This window comes from Actinopolyspora sp. BKK2, from assembly GCF_011291845.1.
GTDB classification, from domain to species: Bacteria; Actinomycetota; Actinomycetes; order Mycobacteriales; family Pseudonocardiaceae; genus Actinopolyspora; species Actinopolyspora saharensis.
Map to the genome: position 1 here is coordinate 109832 of NZ_JAANTE010000005.1, position 21467 is coordinate 131298.

General features: G+C 70.4%; 22 protein-coding genes and 1 riboswitch. Of the genes, 12 read left to right on the forward strand and 10 right to left on the reverse strand.

Going from position 1 to position 21467, the window contains the following annotated elements:
* Window positions 1-657: 657 nt before the first annotated feature.
* From G9Q41_RS12620 to G9Q41_RS12630, 3 genes are all read right to left on the reverse strand, one after another.
* Window positions 658-1695: a methyltransferase gene (locus tag G9Q41_RS12620; RefSeq protein WP_207631267.1), complete on the reverse strand. Its 1038-nt coding sequence runs from the start codon at window positions 1693-1695 to the stop codon at window positions 658-660.
* 314 nt (window positions 1696-2009) lie between these two features.
* Complete coding sequence (locus tag G9Q41_RS12625; protein WP_092526697.1) at window positions 2010-2201, reverse strand: MerR family DNA-binding transcriptional regulator; 192 nt, start codon at window positions 2199-2201, stop codon at window positions 2010-2012.
* A gap of 172 nt (window positions 2202-2373) precedes the next feature.
* Window positions 2374-2565 carry a helix-turn-helix domain-containing protein gene (locus tag G9Q41_RS12630; RefSeq protein WP_165633350.1) on the reverse strand — a complete coding sequence of 64 codons (192 nt, stop codon included), beginning with the start codon at window positions 2563-2565 and terminating at the stop codon, window positions 2374-2376.
* Between the two features lie 117 nt (window positions 2566-2682).
* On the opposite strand from G9Q41_RS12630, the gene G9Q41_RS12635 reads away from it, so the two are divergent.
* The 5 genes from G9Q41_RS12635 to G9Q41_RS12655 all read left to right on the forward strand — a co-directional run bounded on the left by G9Q41_RS12635 (window position 2683) and on the right by G9Q41_RS12655 (window position 7816).
* On the forward strand, window positions 2683-2985 hold the full coding sequence (locus G9Q41_RS12635; RefSeq protein WP_175455159.1) for a hypothetical protein: 303 nt from the start codon (window positions 2683-2685) through the stop codon (window positions 2983-2985).
* A 144-nt stretch (window positions 2986-3129) separates the two neighbouring features.
* Entirely contained in the window at window positions 3130-3999 is an 870-nt protein-coding gene (locus G9Q41_RS12640; RefSeq protein ID WP_165633351.1) for an AraC family transcriptional regulator, read from the forward strand.
* 243 nt (window positions 4000-4242) lie between these two features.
* On the forward strand, window positions 4243-4746 hold the full coding sequence (locus G9Q41_RS12645; RefSeq protein ID WP_165633352.1) for a 2Fe-2S iron-sulfur cluster-binding protein: 504 nt from the start codon (window positions 4243-4245) through the stop codon (window positions 4744-4746).
* Complete coding sequence (locus G9Q41_RS12650; RefSeq protein ID WP_165633353.1) at window positions 4743-5735, forward strand: xanthine dehydrogenase family protein subunit M; 993 nt, start codon at window positions 4743-4745, stop codon at window positions 5733-5735. Before G9Q41_RS12645 ends, G9Q41_RS12650 begins: the two co-directional genes overlap by 4 nt.
* A complete protein-coding gene (locus tag G9Q41_RS12655) occupies window positions 5732-7816 on the forward strand; it encodes a xanthine dehydrogenase family protein molybdopterin-binding subunit (protein ID WP_165633354.1) in 2085 nt (694 codons plus the stop codon). Before G9Q41_RS12650 ends, G9Q41_RS12655 begins: the two co-directional genes overlap by 4 nt.
* A gap of 81 nt (window positions 7817-7897) precedes the next feature.
* Here the strand turns inward: G9Q41_RS12655 and G9Q41_RS12660 are convergent, their stop codons facing one another.
* The 5 genes from G9Q41_RS12660 to G9Q41_RS12680 form a co-directional block, all read right to left on the reverse strand.
* Window positions 7898-8173: a hypothetical protein gene (locus tag G9Q41_RS12660; RefSeq protein ID WP_242687407.1), complete on the reverse strand. Its 276-nt coding sequence runs from the start codon at window positions 8171-8173 to the stop codon at window positions 7898-7900.
* 69 nt (window positions 8174-8242) lie between these two features.
* Window positions 8243-8671 carry a hypothetical protein gene (locus tag G9Q41_RS12665; protein WP_165633355.1) on the reverse strand — a complete coding sequence of 143 codons (429 nt, stop codon included), beginning with the start codon at window positions 8669-8671 and terminating at the stop codon, window positions 8243-8245.
* Window positions 8672-9335: 664 nt separating this feature from the next.
* Window positions 9336-9677 carry a hypothetical protein gene (locus G9Q41_RS12670; RefSeq protein ID WP_165633356.1) on the reverse strand — a complete coding sequence of 114 codons (342 nt, stop codon included), beginning with the start codon at window positions 9675-9677 and terminating at the stop codon, window positions 9336-9338.
* Window positions 9661-9900, reverse strand: coding sequence for a DUF397 domain-containing protein (locus G9Q41_RS12675; RefSeq protein WP_165633357.1), 240 nt, complete (start codon window positions 9898-9900; stop codon window positions 9661-9663). Before G9Q41_RS12675 ends, G9Q41_RS12670 begins: the two co-directional genes overlap by 17 nt.
* Window positions 9901-10105: 205 nt before the next feature.
* A complete protein-coding gene (locus tag G9Q41_RS12680) occupies window positions 10106-10996 on the reverse strand; it encodes a helix-turn-helix transcriptional regulator (protein ID WP_092526740.1) in 891 nt (296 codons plus the stop codon).
* 235 nt (window positions 10997-11231) lie between these two features.
* Here G9Q41_RS12680 and G9Q41_RS12685 point away from each other — a divergent pair, with 235 nt between their 5' ends.
* Complete coding sequence (locus G9Q41_RS12685) at window positions 11232-12071, forward strand: SAM-dependent methyltransferase (protein WP_165633358.1); 840 nt, start codon at window positions 11232-11234, stop codon at window positions 12069-12071.
* Between the two features lie 123 nt (window positions 12072-12194).
* Here G9Q41_RS12685 and G9Q41_RS12690 read toward each other — a convergent pair whose 3' ends face one another.
* On the reverse strand, window positions 12195-13358 hold the full coding sequence (locus G9Q41_RS12690) for an 8-amino-7-oxononanoate synthase (protein WP_165633359.1): 1164 nt from the start codon (window positions 13356-13358) through the stop codon (window positions 12195-12197).
* A gap of 122 nt (window positions 13359-13480) precedes the next feature.
* Between G9Q41_RS12690 and G9Q41_RS12695 the strand changes: the two genes are divergently transcribed.
* From G9Q41_RS12695 to G9Q41_RS12720, 6 genes are all read left to right on the forward strand, one after another.
* A complete protein-coding gene (locus G9Q41_RS12695; RefSeq protein ID WP_165633360.1) occupies window positions 13481-14794 on the forward strand; it encodes an adenosylmethionine--8-amino-7-oxononanoate transaminase in 1314 nt (437 codons plus the stop codon).
* Window positions 14795-14797: 3 nt separating this feature from the next.
* Window positions 14798-15484, forward strand: coding sequence for a dethiobiotin synthase (gene bioD / locus G9Q41_RS12700; RefSeq protein WP_165633361.1), 687 nt, complete (start codon window positions 14798-14800; stop codon window positions 15482-15484).
* Window positions 15485-15590: 106 nt separating this feature from the next.
* Window positions 15591-16562 (forward strand): FAD-dependent oxidoreductase, encoded by a 972-nt coding sequence (locus G9Q41_RS12705; protein ID WP_347567582.1) that lies wholly within the window; start codon window positions 15591-15593, stop codon window positions 16560-16562.
* A gap of 175 nt (window positions 16563-16737) precedes the next feature.
* A riboswitch (TPP riboswitch) is annotated at window positions 16738-16847 on the forward strand.
* Window positions 16848-16884: 37 nt separating this feature from the next.
* Window positions 16885-17940, forward strand: coding sequence for a thiamine ABC transporter substrate-binding protein (locus tag G9Q41_RS12710; protein ID WP_175455160.1), 1056 nt, complete (start codon window positions 16885-16887; stop codon window positions 17938-17940).
* A gap of 83 nt (window positions 17941-18023) precedes the next feature.
* Window positions 18024-19586: an iron ABC transporter permease gene (locus tag G9Q41_RS12715; RefSeq protein WP_165633419.1), complete on the forward strand. Its 1563-nt coding sequence runs from the start codon at window positions 18024-18026 to the stop codon at window positions 19584-19586.
* The gene (locus tag G9Q41_RS12720; RefSeq protein WP_092526758.1) at window positions 19586-20680 is read left to right on the forward strand and encodes an ABC transporter ATP-binding protein; all 1095 of its coding nucleotides are present in this window, start codon (window positions 19586-19588) and stop codon (window positions 20678-20680) included. Before G9Q41_RS12715 ends, G9Q41_RS12720 begins: the two co-directional genes overlap by 1 nt.
* 75 nt (window positions 20681-20755) lie before the next feature.
* Here G9Q41_RS12720 and G9Q41_RS12725 read toward each other — a convergent pair whose 3' ends face one another.
* Window positions 20756-21343: a DinB family protein gene (locus G9Q41_RS12725; protein WP_092526761.1), complete on the reverse strand. Its 588-nt coding sequence runs from the start codon at window positions 21341-21343 to the stop codon at window positions 20756-20758.
* Between the last annotated feature and the right edge of the window lie 124 nt (window positions 21344-21467).

A 21467-nucleotide genomic window follows, 5' to 3' on the forward strand; every position in this document is an offset into this window, starting at 1 on the left:
AGGCTCGGATGCGCACCGCGGTTACCGACTTGAACGCCTCGTGCGGCTGACCGCGCTCCGGCTGATGACAGTGCACGACCTCGGGCATTTCTCGAGTGTTGCGGCCGGATTCGGCCCGCGCGCCGAGAGTGCGGTGCTTTTGGCGGACACGACCGGAAGAAGCATCGTCAGGGCCGTAAAGGGGAAGTGGTGCACCTCGGAGCTGGAGAAATCGTTGTCGTCGCTGCTGTGCTTGCTCTAGCGGTGGGTTCGTTCGTTGTTGCGCTCCACAGCGTGAAGAAGCTTGCAAGTCGCTCGGAGCTCGACAAAAAATCCTGCTTCGGTCCCCACCTGTAGAACTCATCCTGCGAGTGGCGCAATCGTTCTTGCTCCGCCTTCCGCTGCGCCGCCCTCTTGACCCCGCGGAACGATGTCAGGGGTTCGGCAGGGCGTCGAAAACGACCACAGAACGCCGAGAAGCCGAGAACGACGTTCGAGGTTCCGTCTCGCCCTTCGGGAGCGCTCCACCTTCCGCGAGGCCGCCCACCGGCCGAGGTGTGGCCGGTCGCGGTGGGCCAGGACGCGGTGTCCGGGCCCACCGCTTCGCCGGAACCGTGCGGATCGGCAGCGGAACGGACCGGGGCTCGTGCCGCCCGGTCCATGACCGGCTCGGTGGACTCAGTCGGCCGGGGTCGCCTCGAGGATGACGTGCTCCGAGCTGGTCCGCGTCATCTTCGTCCGGGTGAGTCCCGCCGCGGTGAACAGCGCGTCGTACTCGGCGAGCGTGCGTTCCTTGCCGGAGACGACCGCGAGCATGTTCATGTCCATCAGCGGCGCCAGCCCCGGCTCGCCGTGCTCACCGATGAGCAGTTCCACGACGGCCACCCGTCCGCCCTCGTTCAGGCCCGCGCGGCAGTTGCGCAGGATCTGCACGCAGGTCTCGTCCGGCCAGTCGTGCAGGATGAACTTCAGCAGGTGCAGGTCGGCCGCGGGCACGGACTCGAAGAAGTCCCCGGCAACCCCGGTGAACCGGTGGTCGAGCCCCTTCCGGGCCGCGGCCGTCTCGGCGTCCGGCACGACATGGGGAAGGTCGTACACGCTGCCGTGCAGCTGGTCGTCGGTGAGCATGAGCGCGTGCACCAGGCTGCCGCTGGCTCCGCCGACGTCCACGGCGGTCTTGGTTCCCGAGGTGTCGATGAGCTTGGCGGCTTCGTCGATGACCATCGCCGAGAGGTCGTCCATGGCGGTGGTGAACGCCGCGCCCTCCGCGGGGAACTGGGAGTAGTAGTCCCACAGCTCCGGCCCGTGGTACTCCGGTGCCTGCCGCCTGCCCGCGCGGACCGCCTCGGGGAAGTTGCCCCACGGTTCCCAGTGGCCGGGCGAGCCCTGCGCCACCGCCCAGCCCTTGAGCGATCCGTTCACATCGGGCAGCAGGGTGCGCAGCAGGTCGGTGGGGGCGAATTTCGCGTCGTCGGTGAACGCGACCAGGCCGAGCCCGACGCAGGTGCGCAGCAGGCGCCGCGTCGCGTCGACGTCGAGCTCCTTCGCCTCGGCGATCTGCTCCGCCGTCGCGGGGCCCTCGGAGAGGTGTTCCGCGATCGAGTAGGTCGCCACCGTGCGGACGACCTGGGTCACCCAGTGCCCGGTGATCATCGACATCATGCGGGAGTAGTGCTCGTCCGCGGGTAAACCGGCCGAGTCGGAGGCGTGTGTCATCGCACCCCTTTCCTTGTTGATCAAGTGGGAGCACGAGCCTAACCGACTCACGGGGCAGGACCAGAGAAGTTTTCGGATGTTTTTCGCGTCGTAAGCTCCGCGAGTCACGGTTCCGGGAGGGGTGAAGGTGAGTGGGAGCTGACGTGGTGCCGAGCTCCGGCCCGCTCCGGACCACGAGCGGCCGTCAGTCGAGATGCTCCCCGGCGCTCCGCCACGGTCGGGTGAGCAGGTCATCGGAGCGCTGGATCTGCTGGCCGAGGTCCTCGGCAGCGGGCTGATCAGCCTGAGCGGGGCGCGGTGTCCCGCCGCGCCCTTCAGTCCCTGCGGCGGCGCTCGTTGAGTTCGCGGAGCTGGCGTTTCACGTCGTCGAGCTCCCAGCGGTACTGGCCTCCCGGCGTCGTCAGCGCGGGGTCCAGTTGGCCCGTCTTGGCGTAGTGCGTGATCGACCGGTGGGAGATCCCGAGGGCTCGTGCCAGCTCCCCGCTGGTCAGCAGTCGATCGGACATACCTCGAAGGTAGTTCGCTCGATCGGTCGACGCTGCTCGCTTCGCTTGTTTTGCTGGTAAAGCAAGTATATCTTCTTTTGCTACATTTGCTAGTTTTGCCGATTGATGAGGAGGAGGATGAGCAGTGGAATTGGCCGGCCTGCGCACTTCTGAATGCCGGCGCCCGCGCCCTTCAGTCCCTGCGGCGGCGCTCGTTGAGTTCGCGGAGCTGGCGCTTCACGTCGTCGAGGTCCCAGCGGTAGTGCCCGCCCGGGGTCGTCAGCGCGGGGTTCAGCTGACCGGTGCGCGCGTAGTGCGTGATCGACTGGTGGGAGATCCCGAGAGCTTTCGCCAGCTCCCCGCTGGTCAGCAGTCGATCGGACATGCCCCGAAGATAGTTCGCTCGATCGGTCGACGCTTGTCGCTTTAGCGGTTTTGGCAGTTCGGTTAAGGTTAGTTTTTGGTGGTTTTAGCACTTTGAGCACTTTGATGAGGAGGTTCGATGGATTTCGAGAACCCGCACTTCTGGATGCCGGTGCCCGCGCCCGAGGGCAGACGCCACGCCTTCCGGGGCAGGCGGTGGGACGGCTCGCCCGCGCTGGAGAGCGCGTGCGGCTCGACGCTGCCGCTGGCAACCCCCAGCGAGATGGACTGGATCCAGTGCCCGACCTGCTGGTACTGCTGGAACGTCCTGCTGGAGCAGGCCCCCGAACCGGAGGACACCTGCGCGGGCTGCCCGCACGACTCCGGGCGGCGCGGTCCGGAGAGCATCAGGGCCGAGATCGAGCGCTCCGACACCCCGTGACCCCGGTGAGCCGAGCGACACCGCGCAGCCGTCGAGCGCAGTCACCCGGAGCGACCACCGGAGCGACCGACCGGAGCGGACACAGATCGTCGGGTCGGAACCCCCGGGTGGCGCTTAGCTTCGAAGTCGGGAAGGGAGGCCACCGTGCTCGAACACCTCAACGAGGCCATGGAACACATCGAGCGTCACCTCACCGAGGAGGTCGACGTTCGGGAGCCGGCCCGGATCGCGCGCACCTCGGAGCACCACTTCCGGAGGATGTTCTCCGCCCTGGCGGGGATCCCGCTGTCGGAGTACGTGCGCAGGCGCAGGATGACCCTTGCGGCGGGAGCGGTGCTCTCCGGCGAGCGGTCCCTGCTCGACATCGCCGTCGAGCACGGCTACGGGTCCAACGAGGCGTTCGCGCGGGCGTTCCGCTCCGTGCACGGCGTCGGGCCGTCCGAGGCGAGGCGTCACGGTGCCGCCCTTCGATCCCAACCGCGGATGACGTTCCACCTGACCGTCGAAGGGAGCACCCCGATGGAACACCGGATCGTGGAAAAGGACGCCTTCCGGCTGATCGGCCACCGCACCGAGGTCCCGATCGTCCACGAAGGGCACAACAGCGCCATGGCCGACTTCGTCTCGTCGATCGGGTCCGCGGAGCTGAAGCGCCTGGAAGCGCTCTCGGACCAGGAACCGCGCGGCATCGTCTCGGCCGTGGAGCCGCTGGACTCCTCCCGCTCGGAAGGCAGCAGCGTGGACTACCTGCACGGGGTGGTCTCCGGCTCCTCCGCCGCGGAGGACTTGGCCGAGCGACTCGTTCCCGCGGGCAAGTGGGCCGTGTTTCCCACCAGCGGCAAGGCCCCGGAAGCCGCGCAGTACCTCTGGCGGGACGTGTTCACCGAGTGGTTCCCGTCCAATCCCTACCGCAGCGTTGCCGGGCCGGAGATCCTGCGCACCGAGCTCTCCGCGGACGGAACCGAGATGAGCTGCGAGCTCTGGATACCGGTCGAGCACGAGAACGGGAACTGACCCGCACGAAGCGGGTCCGTTCCCGGTGGGACGTGGGGGCGGGAAGCGTTCCGCCCCTTCGTCCGTTCCACCGATGCGCGCGCAGAGATGCCTCCGATCGGGGTAAAACGAGTCCTGCGGTGCTCGTTTCCGCACGCGGAATCCTGGTTCCGTGCTCGCCGGTCCAAGTAGGATGATCAAAAGCCCCTCCTGCGGGGCATCGTCATCCAGCACCACCAGTATGCGAGAAGAGGCGCCCGTCGGATGGACGCGGAGATAACGCTGCGGGTGGACGGACAGCGGCGGACGCTGACCGTGGACACCCGGACCACTTTGCTGGACGCGCTGCGCGAGAGGCTGGAGGTGATCTCGCCGAAGAAGGGCTGCGACCACGGCCAGTGCGGCGCGTGCACAGTGCTGCTCGACGGCCGCAGGGTCACCAGCTGCCTGACCTTCGCCGTCGCCAACGACGACAGCGAGGTCGTCACGGCCGAAGGGCTGGCCGAGGACGACCAACCGCACCCGGTGCAGCAGGCCTTCCTGGACAACGACGGCTTCCAGTGCGGCTACTGCACCCCGGGCCAGATCTGCTCGGCCGTCGGGATGCTCGACGAGGTCAAGGCGGGCTGGCCCAGCCACGTGACCGAGGACCTCGACGAACCGCCCGAACTGGACGACGAGGAGATCCGGGAAAGGATGAGCGGCAACCTCTGCCGCTGCGGTGCCTACGCCAACATCGTCTCAGCCATCCGAGAGGCCGCGGAGTGAAACCCTTCGACTACCAACGCGCCGACGACGCGGACAGCGCGATCGCGACCGTCAGCGCCGACCCAGAGGCAAGGTACATCGGCGGCGGGACCAACCTCGTCGACCACATGAAATTGGGGATCACCGAACCGGGGAAGCTGGTCGATGTCACCCGGCTGCCCTACGACTCCGTCGAGACGCTGCCCGACGGCGGGGTGCGCATCGGCGCCACGGTGCGCAACAGCGACCTCGCGGCCTCCCACGTGATCCGGCAGCGCTACCCGGTGCTGGCCCAGGCGCTGCTGGCAGGAGCCTCCGGGCAGCTGCGCAACCTCGCCACGACCGGCGGAAACCTGCTCCAGCGCACCCGCTGCTCCTACTTCCAGGACACGAGCACGCCGTGCAACAAGCGCGAGCCCGGAACCGGCTGCTCGGCCCTGGAGGGCTGGAACCGCTACCACGCGGTGCTCGGGGCCTCCGAGCACTGCGTGGCCACCAACCCCTCCGACATGGCCGTGGCCCTGGCCGCGCTCGACGCCACCGTGGTGGTCCAGGGGCAGCAGGGGCAGCGTCGCATCCCGGTGACCGAGCTGCACCGGCTCCCGGGCGACGAGCCGGAGCGCGACAGCGTGCTCGAGCACGGCGAGCTGATCACGGCCGTCGACCTGCCCGCCCCCGCGGAGAACTCCCGCTCCGCCTACCGCAAGGTCAGGGACCGCGCCTCCTACGCGTTCGCCCTGGTCTCGGTGGCCGCCGTCGTCGAGGTCTCGGCGGGCACGATCGACAACGCCGACATCGCCCTCGGCGGGTTGGCGCACAAACCGTGGCGGGCCACCGCGGCCGAGGAGGCGCTGCGCGGGGCCCCGGCGACCGAGGAGTCCTTCCGGAGCGCTGCCGAGGCCGAGCTGGCCGAGGCGCGGCCGCTGCGCGACAACGCGTTCAAGATTCCCATGACCCGCAACACCCTCAGCGCGGTGCTGCGCGAGCTCACCAGGCAGGAGGGAGCGTGACGGACGTGTCGAACCCCGGCAAGCTCGGAGAACCGCTGGAACGTCTCGACGGACCGGCCAAGGTCACGGGCACGGCCAGGTACGCCTTCGAACAGCCCGTGGACGACCCCCTCTACCTGCAGCCGCTGCAGGCCGACATCGCGCGAGGGAAGGTCGTCAGGATCGACACCGGAGCGGCCGAGGCCCTGAGCGGGGTGCGCGCCGTGCTGACCCACGAGAACGCGGAGTCGCTGAACTCCGGGGTCGACGTCGAGCTGGCCGTCCTGCAGTCCCCCGAGATCAGCTACCGGGGGCAGGTGATCGGTGCCGTGGTCGCCGACACCCAGGAGATCGCGGCGCACGCCGCGGGCCTCGTCGAGGTCACCTACGAGCGCCATCCGCACGACACCGTGTTCCGCTCCGCCGAGGAGATCGTCTACACCCCGGACAGCTCCAGCCCGATGATCGGCGAGAACCTCGATCAGGGCGATGTGGACGGGGCGCTGGCCGCTGCCGAGCACACGCTGGACGCCACGTACACCACCCCGGCGGAGTACAACAACCCGATGGAGCCGCACGCCACCGTCGCGGTGTGGCGGGACGCGGAACTGACCCTGCACGACTCGAACCAGGGCTCGCACACCGTGCGGGACGTGGTCGCCCCGACGCTGGGGCTGGACCCGCAGCGGGTGCACGTCTTCGCCCCCCACGTCGGCGGTGGTTTCGGGGCCAAGGGGATGCCCCACGCGCACGTGATGCTGGCCGCGCTGGCCGCGCGGAAGCTCGAGGGACGGCCGGTCAAGTGCGCGCTGTCCCGCAGGCAGATGTTCTCCCTCGTGGGCTACCGGCCGCCGACCAGGCAGCGGATCCGGCTGGGGGCGGACGCGGAGGGCAGGCTGACCGCCACCGAGCACTCGGCGCTCGAGCAGACCTCGCGGGTCAAGGAGTACGCGGAGCAGAGCGCCAGCGCGGCGCGGAACATGTACGCCTCGGCCAACCGCCGCATCACCAACGAGCTGGCCGCGCTGGACGTGCCGGTGCCCACGTGGATGCGCGCCCCCGGGGAGGCCGGGGGGATGTACGCGCTGGAGACGGCCATGGACGAGATGGCCCTGACCTGCGGGATGGACCCGATCGAGTTCCGCGTCCGCAACGAACCCGAACGAGCTCCGGAGTCGGGGCTGCCGTTCTCCAGCCGCAACCTGGTGTCCTGCCTGCGCCAGGGGGCCGAGATGTTCGGCTGGAACGACCGCGATCCCGAACCGGGCGTCCGGGAGGAGAACGGCTGGCTGTTCGGAACCGGTGTGGCCGCGGCCACCTTCCCGAGCTTCAGCATCCCCGGGTCGAAGGCGACCATCGGCTACGAGCCCGGCGGGTACTACCGGGTGGAGATCGGGGCAGCGGACCTGGGCACCGGTTCCCGCACGGCGCTGAGCCAGATCGCGGCCGAGGCGCTGGAAGTTCCCGTGGAGGCGGTGCGGCTGCACCTGGGCAGCACCGCGCAGCCGCGGGCGAGCATTGCCGGCGGTTCCTCGGGAACGGCCTCCTGGGGTTCGACGATCGTCCAGGCCGCGCGCGAGTTCCGCTCCGAGCACGGCGCGGAACCGGCGGAGGGGGCCGAGACCACGGCCGAGGCCGCGGCCAACCCGTCCGCCGGTGAGTACGCGATGAACGCCTACGGGGCGCAGTTCGCCGAGGTGGCGGTGAACGCCGACACCGGCGAGATCCGCGTGCCGCGCATGCTGGGCGTCTTCGCCGCGGGACGCATCGTCAACGCGCGCACCGCGCGTTCGCAGTTCCTCGGCGGGATGACCATGGGTCTGTCCATGGCGCTGCACGAGCACGGTGTTCTCGACGAGCGGTTCGGCCACGTCGTCAACCACGACTTCGCCGGGTACCACATAGCGGGCAACGCCGATGTGGGTTCGGTCGAGGTTAGCTGGCTCGACGAGCACGACCCGCACGTCAACCCCATGGGGATCAAGGGGATCGGCGAGGTCGGCATCGTCGGGGTGGCCGCGGCCATCGGCAACGCGGCTCGGCACGCCACCGGGATTCGGGTTCGTGAGCTCCCCCTCACCCCGGAGAAGTTCCTCGTTTAGATTCCGTGGCGGAGCTTCGCGCGGGGTGGTGGCAAGCGTCCGCGCCGCTCGATCGAGGCCGGGCCGACCGCGGGGACGGCGTTACCGGCGCCGTCCCCGCCGGGAGTCCTGCGGAACCGGCTTGCGCCCCCAGGTCCGGTGCCAGCGCCAGTTGATCCAGGCGTCCACCAGCAGCACGAGCAGCGCCAGCACGGCCATTCCGGCGCCCAGCGGTACTGATATCACCACCGCGAGGGCCACGCCCACGAGGAACAGCGGAATCACCAAGATCCAGCAGAACGGATCGATGCTGCCGAAGAACGAGGGGTTGAGGCGGGAACTCCCCTGGTCACGCGCCACCGGGATGCTCGCTTTCACTCGAGGCCTGGTCCGGGTGAATTATCGGTGCATCCGCGCGGAGCGCTGCGGGCGGGGCGGGGCGAAGAGTCACCGCTGCCCACGGGGTGGAGTCCCGGAGCCGGGGGATCGCGGCCGCAACGTGGCCCTGCTCGGCAGGCCGAGCCGCCACCTCCTCGGGCCGAAGCGCCACTCGTCCGGGCCGAAGCGCCAGCGCCGCGGAGTGAGTCGCCAGTGCTGCGCCTCCTGCGGTTTCTTCGGCACGCGGCGGTACGTCAGGAACCCGAGTGCGACGGCCGCGAGGAAGCAGGGCACGGAAACGCCGAGCGGGGGGTCGGTCAGGTTGAGCACCATCGCGGTGCTGGAGGGCGCGATGAACCCGACGGTGAGCAGGACCCGGTCCCGCGGGGACGTGGAGTTCCAGGGCGGAACGGATGAGCTGACACCGGGGCGTGCGTTGCTTCCGGCGCCGCCGGAGCGGTGTCCGTGCCCCGAGCTCTCCGAGGACGTGGAGGTCATCGTCGCCCCTGTCACGTGCTTGGTGGTCGTGTTCCGTCCCGGCCGCGAGTGCCGACGGGGGGCAGCCTGCTCCGCACAGCTTCGCGACGTAGGACTCGCCGTGGCATTGTTTCAGTTCCGCGAGGCTCCTGTCCGGAGGTTCCAGGGTTTTGGCCATCCGCGGTCGCGAGTCCACCGCACCGGGGTTCCAGCTCTCCGGCTTCCACAGGTCGGCCCGCACGAAGGACTTCGCGAAGTGGTGGAGATCTGCTCGGTCTCGACGACCGGGGCGAGTGCGGGGCGGTGTCCGCCGACCTCCATGCGCTCGAAGAACGGTGCGTCGGTCGCGATGCGCGCCCGTCCGTTGATCCGGGCTGTTCGGAGGGGAACCGCTTGCTCCGGATTCGAACAGTCCGCGACCCCCTGCCGGGTGGATCCGTCGACGGAAACGATACCCGGCAGCGGGGTGGGGCAGGTGGTCCTTTCGGGACAGTCCTTTCAGGGCAGCCATCGCGAGAGCACCACGAGAGGCCCCGCTGCGGTGCCGTCCACGTAGCTGTTGGACTGCGGCTTCGCGACTTTCCGGCGGTGTCCGCTGTGGCCGGAAGGCTTACCTCGCGGGGCGTGGTCCGGAAATCCGCCGTGCCGTTGTGCGGGGAGGCAGCGCGTGCGACTGCGGGAGCCGTTACGAGCCCGTACCGCTCGTGGTGACGAGCAGTGATCCGGGCGTGTGATCGTCGGGAAGTTCGAGCAGCTGGTCGATCACTCGGTAGACGGTTCCGCTGGAGCGCCACAGGACCGTGCTCGGCGCGTAGATGTTCTCCTCCGCGGAGGGCATCCTGGTGGCCGACACCTGGTCCTCGGACTCCAGCCGGACCACGTCGATGACGTTGTCGTGCCCGCGGAAGCCCACTATGGACTCCAGTTCCCCGTCGGAGTCCGTGGACTGGACGAACTGGAAGCCGCGTGCGATGAGCTGCAGCAGGCGGGTCTCGTACTCCGTTTCGGCGTCAGCTGATGAAGTCATCGAACTCACCGTCCTTGGCTCCGGCGACGAAGGCCGCGATCTCGGCGCGGGTGTAGATCAGGGCGGGACCCTCCGGATCACGCGAATTCCGCATCGCCACCTCGTTGCCGTCCAGCGCGGCGACCTCCACGCAGTTGCCGATCGCGCCGCTGTGCCTGCTCCTGCGCCACTGCGCTCCGGTGAGCCGGGTGGCCGAGGTGCTGGTGCGGGCCTGTCCGTTCATAGGGTCACTTCTCCTGTGCGTTTTGTGCATGTGCACGTGCACGGTGATTCTGCCAAGGGAGCTTTCCGGCTGGCAATGCATGTGCACGTGCAGCTGCAAGTACCACACGATCGTGGGAGATAGTGGCTCCTCGTTGTCCGGATGTTCACTTTTCGTGTTCCCCGTGGCGTCACCGCCTCACCGCGCGTCGCGCGGGCGGTGGCGGTCAACCGATGCACGCCCGCACCTTCTGCAGCAGTTGCCTGGACGCCTCCGGGGTCTCCGCGTCCACGGTCAAGCGGTCGAAAACCCTGCCGTACTTCTCGATCTCCTCCGGTTTGTCCAGGTGCAGCGCTCCGGCCAGGTGCTCCACGTAGACCAGGTTCGGCAGCTCCGGCTCGGCGAACCGCAGCATGCTGAAGGACCCCTCGGCCGCGTAACCGCTGAGCCGGTACGGAACGACCTGCAGGGTGATCGTGGAACGCTTGGTCATCTCGAGCAGGTGATCGAGCTGGGCGCGCATCACCCTCGTCCCGCCTATGGGGCGGTGCAGCACGGACTCGTCGATCACGGCCCAGAGCCGAGGGGCGTCGGGGCGGTTGAGCAGCTTCTGCCGCTGCATGCGCAGCGCGACCCTGCGCTGGACGTCCTCGTCGGCCAACTCCGGCCTGCCCCGGCTGGCTACCGCCCTGGCGTACTCCTCGACCTGTAACAGGCCGGGAACGAACTGGAGCTCGAAGGTCTGGATCCGCGCGGCGGACTCCTCCAGCCCCACGAAGTCCTGGAACCAGTCGGGCATCAGGTCGCTGTAGCGGTTCCACCAGCCGGGCTGGTTGGACTCGCGGGCCATCTCCAGGAACGGCTCCCGGTGCTGCTCGTCGATCCCGTAGCACTTCAACAGGTCGAGGACGTCGCGTTCCTTGACGCTGACCTTGGCCAGCTCGATGCGGCTTATCTTCGACTCGGAGCCGCGTATGGACTCGGCTGCCTCGGCCCTGGTGATCTCGGCCGCCTCCCGCAGGCGCCGCAGCTGCGTGCCGAGCACGATCCGCCTGGCGGTCGGCTTCGGGTGCTCTTCGGGTGGCTCGTGGTGGTCGCCGGGATCGACAGTGGTCATCGCCGCTCCTGTTTCCTCGGTGTGGGAACCGGTCCGCGGTGGACCAGGACCGTCGGGGGTGCTCGGATCGGAGACGTCCGAAAAGGCCCAACGGTTCCGCTGCTCCGCTCCGAATCGAGTCCTTCGTACGGTTTCGCGAGGTTACTTCACTGTGCTTGCATTTACCGCACGCGATGGTTCCTTTACGCCACGTGTCCTATTGTGGAGTACTCGCCGGCAGTCACGTGAGGTTGCGATGACCGAAGTCAACCCGTTAGTAGAGAGCGCCACCCCGGTCCACATCGACACGAGCAAGGCGAGTATCGCCAGGGTCTACGACGCCTTCCTCGGGGGCAAGGACAACTACGAAGTGGACAGAGGAGTCTTCGAGGACGTCAAGCGCGTCACCCCGGAGGCGGCGGACCTGGCCTGGGACAACCGCGAGTTCCTCATCCGGGTGACCCGCTTCGTCGCCAACCAGACCGGAGTGAGCCAGTTCCTCGACTGCGGGTCCGGACTGCCCACCGCGGAGAACACCCACCAGGTGGCCCAGCGCCTCAACCCCGCGGCCCGGGTGGTCTACGTGGACAACGACCCCGTGGTGCTTGCCCACGGACGTGCGCTGCTGGAGGAGAACGAGCAGACGCACTTCAGCGCGACCGACATCTTCGAGCCGCGTCAGGTGCTCGAGGACCCGGTGGTGAACAGGCACCTGGACTTCTCCGAGCCGATCGCGCTGTTCCAGATCGGAACGATGCACCACCACGTCGGCGACCGCGACCCCGGCGAGGTGATGCGGGAGTACGTGGAGGCGCTGCCCTCCGGATCGCTGGTGGCGCTGAGCCACTTCTACGACCCGGAGGACGACGGCTACTACAGCGGGCTCGCGAGGCGGATGGAGCAGAGCTTCACCAACAGCCCGATGGGCACCGGCCTGTTCCGCTCCCGGGGGCAGATCGAAACCATGTTCCCCGGGCTGGAGCTGATCGAACCGGGCCTGGTGCTGTGCTGCGACTGGTGGCCCGACGGGCCGCGGTTGCGGAAGCAGCCCGAGGTGTCCAACTGCATAGTCGGGGCGGTGGGACGCAAGCCCTGATGGGACGACGGAGGCACTGACTTCGCGCGGCTCGGGTGGTTGGTTACCCGGCACGTGAGTCGGGCGGACCCTTCGGCGCCGCGGGCACCGAAGGGTTCGTCGAGCAAACCGCCCCGGGAAGAATCAACCACCCGCGGTGAGGACGCGCGCCACTCGTTGAACGTCCCTCTCCTCCAGGTCGGCCCGCGCGGTCAGCCGCAGCCGGGACTCCCCGTCCGGGACGGACGGAGGCCGGAAGCACCCCACCCGCACCCCGCGCTCCAGGCAGGAGCGTGCCCAGGTGACGGCGGTGTCCGGTGACCCGGCGGGGATGCCCAGCACGGCGGCGCCGGGGGAGCCGGCGGGGACGCCGCGCTCGGTCAGCGCCGCGTGCAGCCCGTGGGCCACCTCCTGGACCCGTCGCGCGCGCCGCGGGTCCTCCCGCAGCAGGCGCACCCCGGCGAGCGCGGCCGCGGCGGCGGGCGGAGCCAGCCCCGTGTCGAACACGAAGGTGCGGGCGGCCTGCGCGATGTGGTCGACCACGCGGCGCGGTCCGAGCACCGCGCCGCCCTGCGCGCCCAGCGCCTTGGACAGGGTCGCGGTTGCCAGAACGTCCGGGGCGCCTCCGAGGCCGAAAGCGGTGAACGCCCCGGCACCCTCGCCGAGCACGCCGAGGCCGTGCGCGTCGTCGACGAGCAGCGCTGCCCCGTGCTCGCGGCAGGCGGCGAGCAGCTCGTCGAGGGGGGCGGTGTCCCCGTCCACGGAGAACACCGACTCGCTCAGCACCACGTGGGGAGGGCTGCTTCCTTCCAGCGCGTTGCGCACCGCGCCCGGATCGGCGTGGGGGACCACCTGCACCCGTGCCCTGGACAGCCTGCACCCGTCGATCAGCGAGGCGTGGTTGCCGCCGTCCGAGACGATCGTGGAGTCCGCTCCGGTCAGCGTCGTCACCAGCGCCAGGTTGGCGGTGTAGCCGGAGGAGAACACCAGGGCGGCCTCGGCGCCGTACAGCCAGGCCAGTTCGTCCTCCAGGGTCGTGTGCAGCTCGGTCGTTCCGGTGACGAGCCTGGAACCGGTGGAACCGGTGCCCCAGCGATGCGCTGCCGCCGCGGCTGCCTCCGCGACCGCGGGGTGCCGGGCGAAGCCCAGGTAGTCGTTGCTCGCCAGGTCCAGCACGTCCTCCGCGGAACCGCGCGGCTCGACGACTCTGCGCAGCCCGTTGTCCCGCCGGTGCCGCGCGTGCCGGTCGACCCAGTCGAAAACCGCCTCACCCGCGGAACTGCCGTTCGCGGAACCACTCGACTTCATGGGTCCATACTGTTCGGACTCGTTCGGTATCCGACAGTGTTCGCACCGAACAAGCAGCGCGGTCCGGTTTTGTCTGTGGCACGAATGGGAAGCGGCGCCCGGAACCGGGCAGGGTCGCCTGCGTGCTGTCGCTCGATGCTCCGCTGAGCGCGGAGGAACTGACCGAACTGGACCGAACCCGTGTCTGGCACCCCTACACCACGTCGCCCACCGCGAGTCCGCAGCTGCTGGTCGAGTCGGCCTCGGGGGTTCGGCTGCGCTTGGCCGCGCCGGTGCGCGGAGTGGAGGAACTCGTCGACGGGATGTCGTCCTGGTGGGCGGCCGTTCACGGTTACGCGCACCCCGAGCTGGACGCGGCCGCCCACGCGCAGGTGGACCGGATGAGCCACGTGATGTTCGGCGGGCTCACCAATGAGAGCGCGGTACGGCTGGCCGCGACGCTGACCGAGATAACCCCCGCGGGGCTGGACCACGTCTTCCTCGCCGACTCGGGGTCGGTGTCGGTGGAGGTCGCGCTCAAGATGTGCCTGCAGTACTGGCGCGGACTCGGGCGTCCGGACAAGCGGCGGCTGCTGACCTGGCGCGGCGGCTACCACGGTGACACCTGGCACCCGATGTCGGTGTGCGACCCGGAAGGCGGCATGCACCACCTCTGGAGCGGGCTGCTGAACGAGCAGGTCTTCGCCGAGGCGCCTCCGGAGGGGTTCGACGCGGAGGTGGATGAGGCCTACCTGGGGCGTTTCGAACGGCTGCTGCGCAGCCACGCGGAGGAGCTCGCCGCGATCGTGGTCGAACCGGTGGTGCAGGGCGCGGGCGGGATGCGCTTCCACGCGCCCGAGTACCTCCGCAGGCTGCGCGAGCTCGCCGACCGCTACGAGGTGCTGCTCGTCCACGACGAGATAGCCACCGGTTTCGGACGCACCGGCGAGCTGTTCGCCGCGGACCACGCGGGCGTGGCCCCGGACGTCATGTGCCTGGGCAAGGCGCTCACCGGCGGGTACCTGACGATGGCCGCGACCGTGTGCGGCCGGCGGGTCGCCGAGGGGATCGCGGGCGGGGAGGTGCCGGTGCTCGCGCACGGCCCGACGTTCATGGGCAACCCGCTGGCCGCGGCCGTGGCCAACGCCTCGCTGCGGGTGCTGTTCCGGGACGACTGGAGGACGAGGGTCCGCGGGATAGCGGCCGGGCTGGAGGCCGGGTTGGCACCCGCCCGGGAAATGGCCGGGGTGCGCGACGTCCGGGTGCTCGGCGCCGTCGGGGTGATCCAGCTCGACCACGAGGTGGACGTGGCAGCGGCGAGCGCGGCGGCGATCGAGCGAGGTGTCTGGCTGCGCCCCTTCCGGGACCTGATCTACACGATGCCGCCGTACGTGATCGACGCCGCGGACCTCGGCAGGGTGACGGACGCGGCCGTGGCCGCGGCGCGGGTGGGGTGAACGATGGCGCCGACTCCGCTGTTCGTCACGGGAACGGGAACCGACGTGGGAAAGACGGTGGTCACGGCGGCGGTGGCCGCGCTGGCCCGCGGGCCGGTGGCCGTGGTCAAACCGGCCCAGACCGGAACCCGGGGCGGGGGCGACTGCGCCGAGGTCCTGCGGCTGGCCGGTGGCGTGGACGTGCTCGAACTGGCGCGGTACCCGGATCCGCTCGCCCCCGCGACGGCAGCGCGCCTCGCCGGTGAACACCCCGTCACCCCGGAACTGATCGCCGGTGAGCTCGCCGAGCTGCCCGCCGGTTACGGCACGGTCCTGGTGGAGGGGGCGGGCGGGGTGCTGGTGCCCTACGACGACCGGGGCGGCACGCTGCTCGACGTGGCCGAGCTCCTGGGCGGGGCGGTGCTCGTGGTGTGCCCGCCAGGTCTCGGCACGCTGAACTCCACGGCGCTGACCGTCCGGGAGGTGCTGCGGCGCGGGCTGCGCTGTCCCGGCACCGTGTTCGGCAGCTGGCCCGCCGAGCCGGGCACGACCGAGAGGTGCAATCTCGTGGACCTGCCCCGGCTCACCGGGGTGCCGCTGCTGGGGGCGGTCGAGGAGAACGCCGCCGACCACGACCGGGAGGGCTTCGGTGAGCGGGCGCGTTGCTGGCTGGCCCCCGAGCTCGGCGGGACGTGGCGGGCACCGGACTGAGGGCCCGGTCGGGGAGCGCGGGGAGATCGCGGTGGCTCTCCGCCTTTCCGGCGAAATGCGGCAAAAGGGGTGCGTCGCCCAGTTCGGGGTTGGTACCGTTTTCCCGGTGAATGATCGCTCACGTTCCGTGCTGGTCATCGGTGCCGGTGTCCAGGGGTTGAGCACCGCGACGATCCTCGCCGAGGCGGGGCACCGGGTCCGCGTCAGAACCAGCGAGCACCCTTCCGAGACGACTTCGGCCGTGGCCGGAGCGGTGTGGGGCCCGACCTCGCTGTGGCCTGCCGACTGCGCCAGGCGCTGGGCGGAACGTACCTACGGCGTCTTCCTCGAACTCGCGACCGATCCGGCAACCGGGGTGCACTCGGCTCCGGGGACCGTGGCGGGCAGAACGGGGTTCCCCGAGAACCCGCCGGGTTCGCTGGGGCTGCTCGACGGGGTCCGGCCGTGCGGGGCGGGTGAGCTGCCGCCCGGGTTCGCGGTGGGACTGCGGGCCACCCTCCCGCTGGTGGACATGCCGCGTTACATGGAGTATCTGGGCAATCGGTTCCTGGACGCGGGCGGGGAGCTGGTGCTCAGCACGGTTCCGAGCCTGTCCGAAGCGGCAGCGGAGAGCTCGCTGGTGGTCAACTGCGCCGGTGTCGGGGCGCGCGAGCTGGTCGGAGATCCCGGGGTGCGCCCGGTGGCCGGACAGCACGTGGTCGTGGACAACCCCGGGCTCGAGGAGTTCTTCGTCGAGCTCAGCGAAGTCGGGGAGTGGACGAGCTACATGCCGCACGGCAAGCGGCTCGTGCTGGGCGGCACCGCCGTCGAGCACGACTGGGACCGGACCCCCGATCCGCAGGTCACGGAAGGGATCCTGCGGCGGTGCGGTGCCATCCAGCCCGTGCTGCACGACGTGCGGGTTCGCGAGGAGCTGGTGGGACTGCGCCCGCGCAGCGAGGCGGTGCGGCTGCACACCGAGCACTACCAGGGGGCCCGCATCGTGCACGACTACGGCCACGGGGGCAGCGGGGTCATGGTGTCCTGGGGGTGCGCGTACGAGGTGGTCGAACTCCTGCTGTCCGACCTCGACGACTGATGTGCTTCCGCGCGGTTCGGTCGGGCTGCGCAGGCTCGTAAGCGCTCGCGTTGGAGCGGACTTCCCTGGTCGGGAGTGCTGGTTGGATTCGCGGTGGTGCCGACCGGTGGGGTGGTGAGCGCCGATCCGGCTACCCCGGACAGGCTCTCGGGCCCGCGAGCGGGTCGAGTAGACTGCCCGCCGCCACGGGAGTCCAGTGCGCTGGGCTGAGAGGAGGGCACGGGGTCCTCGACCGTCCAACCTGAACCGGACAATGCCGGCGCAGGGAGGCGTGCGATCAGCTCGGTGTCGCACTGCTCGTGGTGTGTCTTCGGGAGGACCATTGAAACGACACACCGCACGCCGGATGCGTGCCGCGGTGGCCACCGCCGCCGTGCTGCTGGTCGCGGGTTGTTCGCTGATCGGAACCGGCGGAGGGTCGGAGGCCAAGACCGTCACGCTGGTGACCCACGACTCCTTCGCGATCAGCGACGACGCGCGGCGGCACTTCGAGCGCGAGTCCGGCTACGAACTGCGCGTCAACAAGATGGGCGACGCCGGAGCGCTGACCAACGAGCTCGTGCTCACCAAGGACGCCCCCGTCGGGGACGTGGCCTTCGGAGTGGACTCCACGTTCTACTCCCGCGCGCTCGACTCCGGCGCCTTCGCGCCCTACCGGCCGCAGGGGTCCGGCTCCATCCCGGTGGAGTACGCGACCGTCGACCCGAGGCTCACCCCCGTGGACGCGGGCGACGTGTGCGTCAACATCGACAAGACCTGGTTCGCCCAGCACGACGTTCCCGCGCCGGAGAACCTGGCCGACCTGGCGGAACCGCGCTACCGCGGACTGCTCGCCGTGCCCAACCCGGCCACCTCCTCGCCGGGCATGGCCTTCCTGCTGAACACGATCGACCGCTTCGGCAGGCAGGAGGGCTGGAAGAACTACTGGCGCCAACTGATGTCCAACGACGTCCGGATCTCCTCGGGCTGGCAGGAGGCCTACAACCAGGACTTCTCCGGTTCCGCCGGCAACGGGCAGCGCCCCGTCGTGCTCTCCTACGCCTCCTCCCCGGCGGCGGAGATCGGGGAGAACGGCGAGTCGCGCACCCGCGCCCTGCTGAACACCTGCTACCGCCAGGTCGAGTACGCCGGGGTGCTCACGGGGGCCGAGCACCCGCAGCGCGCCAGGGAGCTGATGGACTTCCTGCTGTCGTGGAAGTTCCAGTCCCAGGTCTCCGAGCAGATGTACGTCTATCCGACCGTGCTGGGAGTCGACCCCCCGCGGAGCTGGCGGGACGTGGCGCCACGGCCGTCCGAATCGGCCGAGATGAGCCCGGAGGTCGTGCGGAAGAACCGTGAGCAGTGGGTGAACCAGTGGCGTGAGCTGACGCGGAGCTGATCGTGTTCCGGACGCGGTGCTCCGGCCGCACCGGAGCAGTCACCCCCGGCGGGCCCGCCGGATCCGCGGGACACCGTCCGCTCCTGCTCGGCGGAGCCGTCGCAGTGCTGGGCTTCCTCGGCGTTTTCTTCGCCTGGCCCGTGCTGGCCATCCTGCACCGCGGGTTGCGCCCGGAAACGGTGCGTGTGCTGGCCGACCCGGGGACCTGGCGGATCGTGGCCTTCACCCTCGGGCAGGCCGCGGCCTCCACCGCGCTGGCCCTGGCGGCCGGGATGCCGCTGGCCTACCTGCTCGCCAGGGTGCGGATCCCGGGCAAGGTGCTGTTGCGCGCGGTTATCACGGTTCCGTTCGTGCTGCCCACCCTGGTGGTGGGCATGGCCTTCCGCGCGCTGCTCGGAACCACGGAACCGAGCGTGACGGCGATCGTGCTGGCCAACGCGTTCTTCAACGTCGCCGTGGTCGCCCGCACCGTCGGTGGGCTGTGGGCCCAGCTGGACCGGCGGGCCGAGGACGCGGCCCGCAGCCTCGGTGCGGGACCGCTGCGGACCTTCGGCACCGTCACTCTGCCCGCGCTGCGCCCGGCCCTGTGGTCGGCGACCGCGGTGGTCTTCCTGTTCTGCTCCACGAGCTTCGGGGTGGTGCTGGTGCTCGGCGCGGGCAGGTACCGGACCTTGGAGACGGAGATCTACCTGCGCACCGTTCGGATGCTGGATCTGTCCGGTGCGGCCGCGCTGTCGCTGCTGCAGTTCGCCGCGGTGGTGGCGGCCCTGATCGTGGCGGCCCTGGCCAGGAGGCGCCGCGAGTCCGCGGGAGGGGTGCGTGCCGCGGAGAGTTCGGCGCGAAAACCCCGCGGAGCCGAGTGGTCGGTCGTGGCGGCCGGTGGCGTGGTGCTGATCGCGCTGCTGGTGCCCGTCGGTGCGCTGCTGGTCCGCTCGGTGAGCGCGCGGAGCGGGTGGAGCCTCGCCGGTTACCGCGCCCTGTCCGGGACCGGGGACGGCGCGTTGGGCGTCACCGGGTGGCAGGCGGCGCTGAATTCGCTGCGCACGGCGACTGACGCCACCTGGATGGCCCTGTCCTTGGGCGGGATCGCCTGTCTGGTGCTGATCTCGCTGCGGAAGCGCTGGACCGCCGAGCTGATGGACACCGCGCTGATGCTCCCGCTCGGGGTATCGGCCGTGACCGTCGGGTTCGGCTACCTGATCACGCTGCAGCTGCTGCCCGGCGATCTGCGCACCTCACCGCTGCTGGTGCCGCTCGCGCAGGCCCTGGTGGTGACCCCGCTCGTCGTGCGCACGGTGCTGCCCGTCCTGCGCTCGGTGGACGAGCGGCTGCGGGAGGCCGCGGCGACTCTCGGGGCAGGCCCGTGGCGGGTCCGCCGGGAGGTGGACCTGCCGCTGACGGGCAGGGCGATCTGCACAGCAGCGGGCTTCGGGTTCGTCGTCGCGCTGGGGGAGTTCGGGGCCACCGGGTTCCTGGCGAGGCCGGAGGAACCAACGCTGCCCGTGGCCATCAGCGAGCTCATCAGCCGTCCCGGCGAGCTCAACACGCAGATGGCCTACGCGGCCTGCGCGCTGCTCATGCTCGTGACGGCGGGAGCGGTGCTGGTGATCGAAAGCCTCCGCACGGATTCGGTCGGGGAGTTCTGATGCGCACCTTCGAGGTCCACGACGCGGCGGTGCCCGAGGTGCGGCAGCGGGACGAGGGGCTGCGCCTGGAGGGCGTGACGGTCCGCTACGGGAGCACGACGGCGCTGTCCGGGATCGATCTCTCCGCGCCGAGCGGCGAGGTGCTGGCCGTGCTCGGGCCCTCCGGGGGCGGCAAGTCGACCCTGCTGCGCACCGTGGCCGGTTTGGAGGGCTCCTCGCGGGGATCGGTTCGCTTCGGCGGCCAGGACCTCTCCGGGGTGCCGGTGCACCGCCGTGGCTTCGGGATGGTCTTCCAGGACGGGCAGCTGTTCGGGCACCGCGACGTCGCGGGCAACGTCGAGTTCGGGCTGCGAATGCGCTCGGTCGGGAGGCGCGAGCGACGCCGGGAGGTGGCGCGGCTGCTGGAGCTGGTCGGGCTGGCCGGTTACCAGCGGCGTAAGGTGGGCGAGCTGTCCGGAGGGCAGGCGCAGCGCGTCGCGCTCGCCCGCGCGCTCGCGGCCCGGCCGCGGCTGCTGCTGCTCGACGAACCGCTGTCTGGGCTGGACCGGATGCTGCGCGAACGGCTCGCGGTCGACCTCGCCGAGCTGCTGTCCGACAGCGCCACCACCGCCGTGGTCGTGACCCACGACCTTGACGAGGCGTTCACCCTGGCGGACCGGGTGGCGGTGCTGTCCGAGGGGCGCGTGCTGCAGGAGGAACGGCCGCGCCGGTTGTGGACGCGGCCCGCCGACGAGGAAGTGGCCGGGTTCCTCGGGTGCACGACGTTCCTGCGCGGTCGGATCGAGGACGGGATCGCCTCCTGCCCGCTCGGGTCGGTTCCGTGCCCGGGGGAGCACGCGGGCGAGGTGCTGCTGGGCTTGCGCGCCACCGGGGTGCGCGCTCACCGGTCCGGGACGGAGCGGAACCGGGGAGCCCGCGGAGAGGTGGTGCGGCGCTCGCACCGCCACGATCACGTGCGGTTGACCGTGGCCGTTCCGGAGCTGGCCGGCGTGGACCGGTTGGAGGCGGTGGTGGCCGACACCGAAGTCCCCGAACCGGGTGAGGAGGTCGCGTTGGAGATCGATCCGGCAGGAACAGCCCTGCTCGGGCGTTAGGGAGGTCGGCGGTTCCGGTTGCGTGCGTGGTCGCTTGGCGGTGGGGCGCAATTTTGCCTATAGCTGGAAGGGCCGTCACGTCCCGCTGCCGGTGGGGGTGTCCTCGGTGGCAGCGGTGGGAGCGCTCGCCTCGAACTCGCTCAGCAGCGAGTGCGCGAGCCCGCCGTCCAGCGACTCGCGGATGATGTCGGCGTGCCCGGCGTGACGTGCGGTCTCCTCGATCAGGTGCAGCAGCACCCAGCGGGTGGAGAACGGTTCCAGGTCGGTGCGGCCGCGCATCTCGGGAGGCAGCGGCAGCGGAGCGTCGAGATCGGTGACCTCGGCCACGAGCCGCTCCGTCTCCGCGGGAACGGCCGCGTAGGCCTCCAGGTACCCGGACAGCGACTCGTGCGCGTCGACCCTGAACTCCTCCTCCAGGTCCGTCACGGGCCACAGCCCGGGCAGCTCGCGCTGGCCGATCTGGACGACGACCCAGCGCCGCTCGGTGCGCACGACGTGCTTGAGCAGGCTCGCCATGGTCAGCGCGCTGGCCGTGGTGCGTTGCCGGGCCTGCCGCTCGTCCAGCCCGTGGGCGGCGGCGCGCAGCGCGTCGCGCTGCTGTCCGAGAAAGGTCAGCAGACCCGCGCGGTCGTCGGTGATCCGTGGTGTCAGCAGCGGTGACATCGGTGAACTCCTCGCGGAAAGCGGCTGAGCGGTCCCGGTGCGGAATCGCGCACCCGATGCTGGCACCGACCCCCGACACCGACCCCCGACACCCACGGGGTGCTCCGCCGGTGCCGCGCGGAAA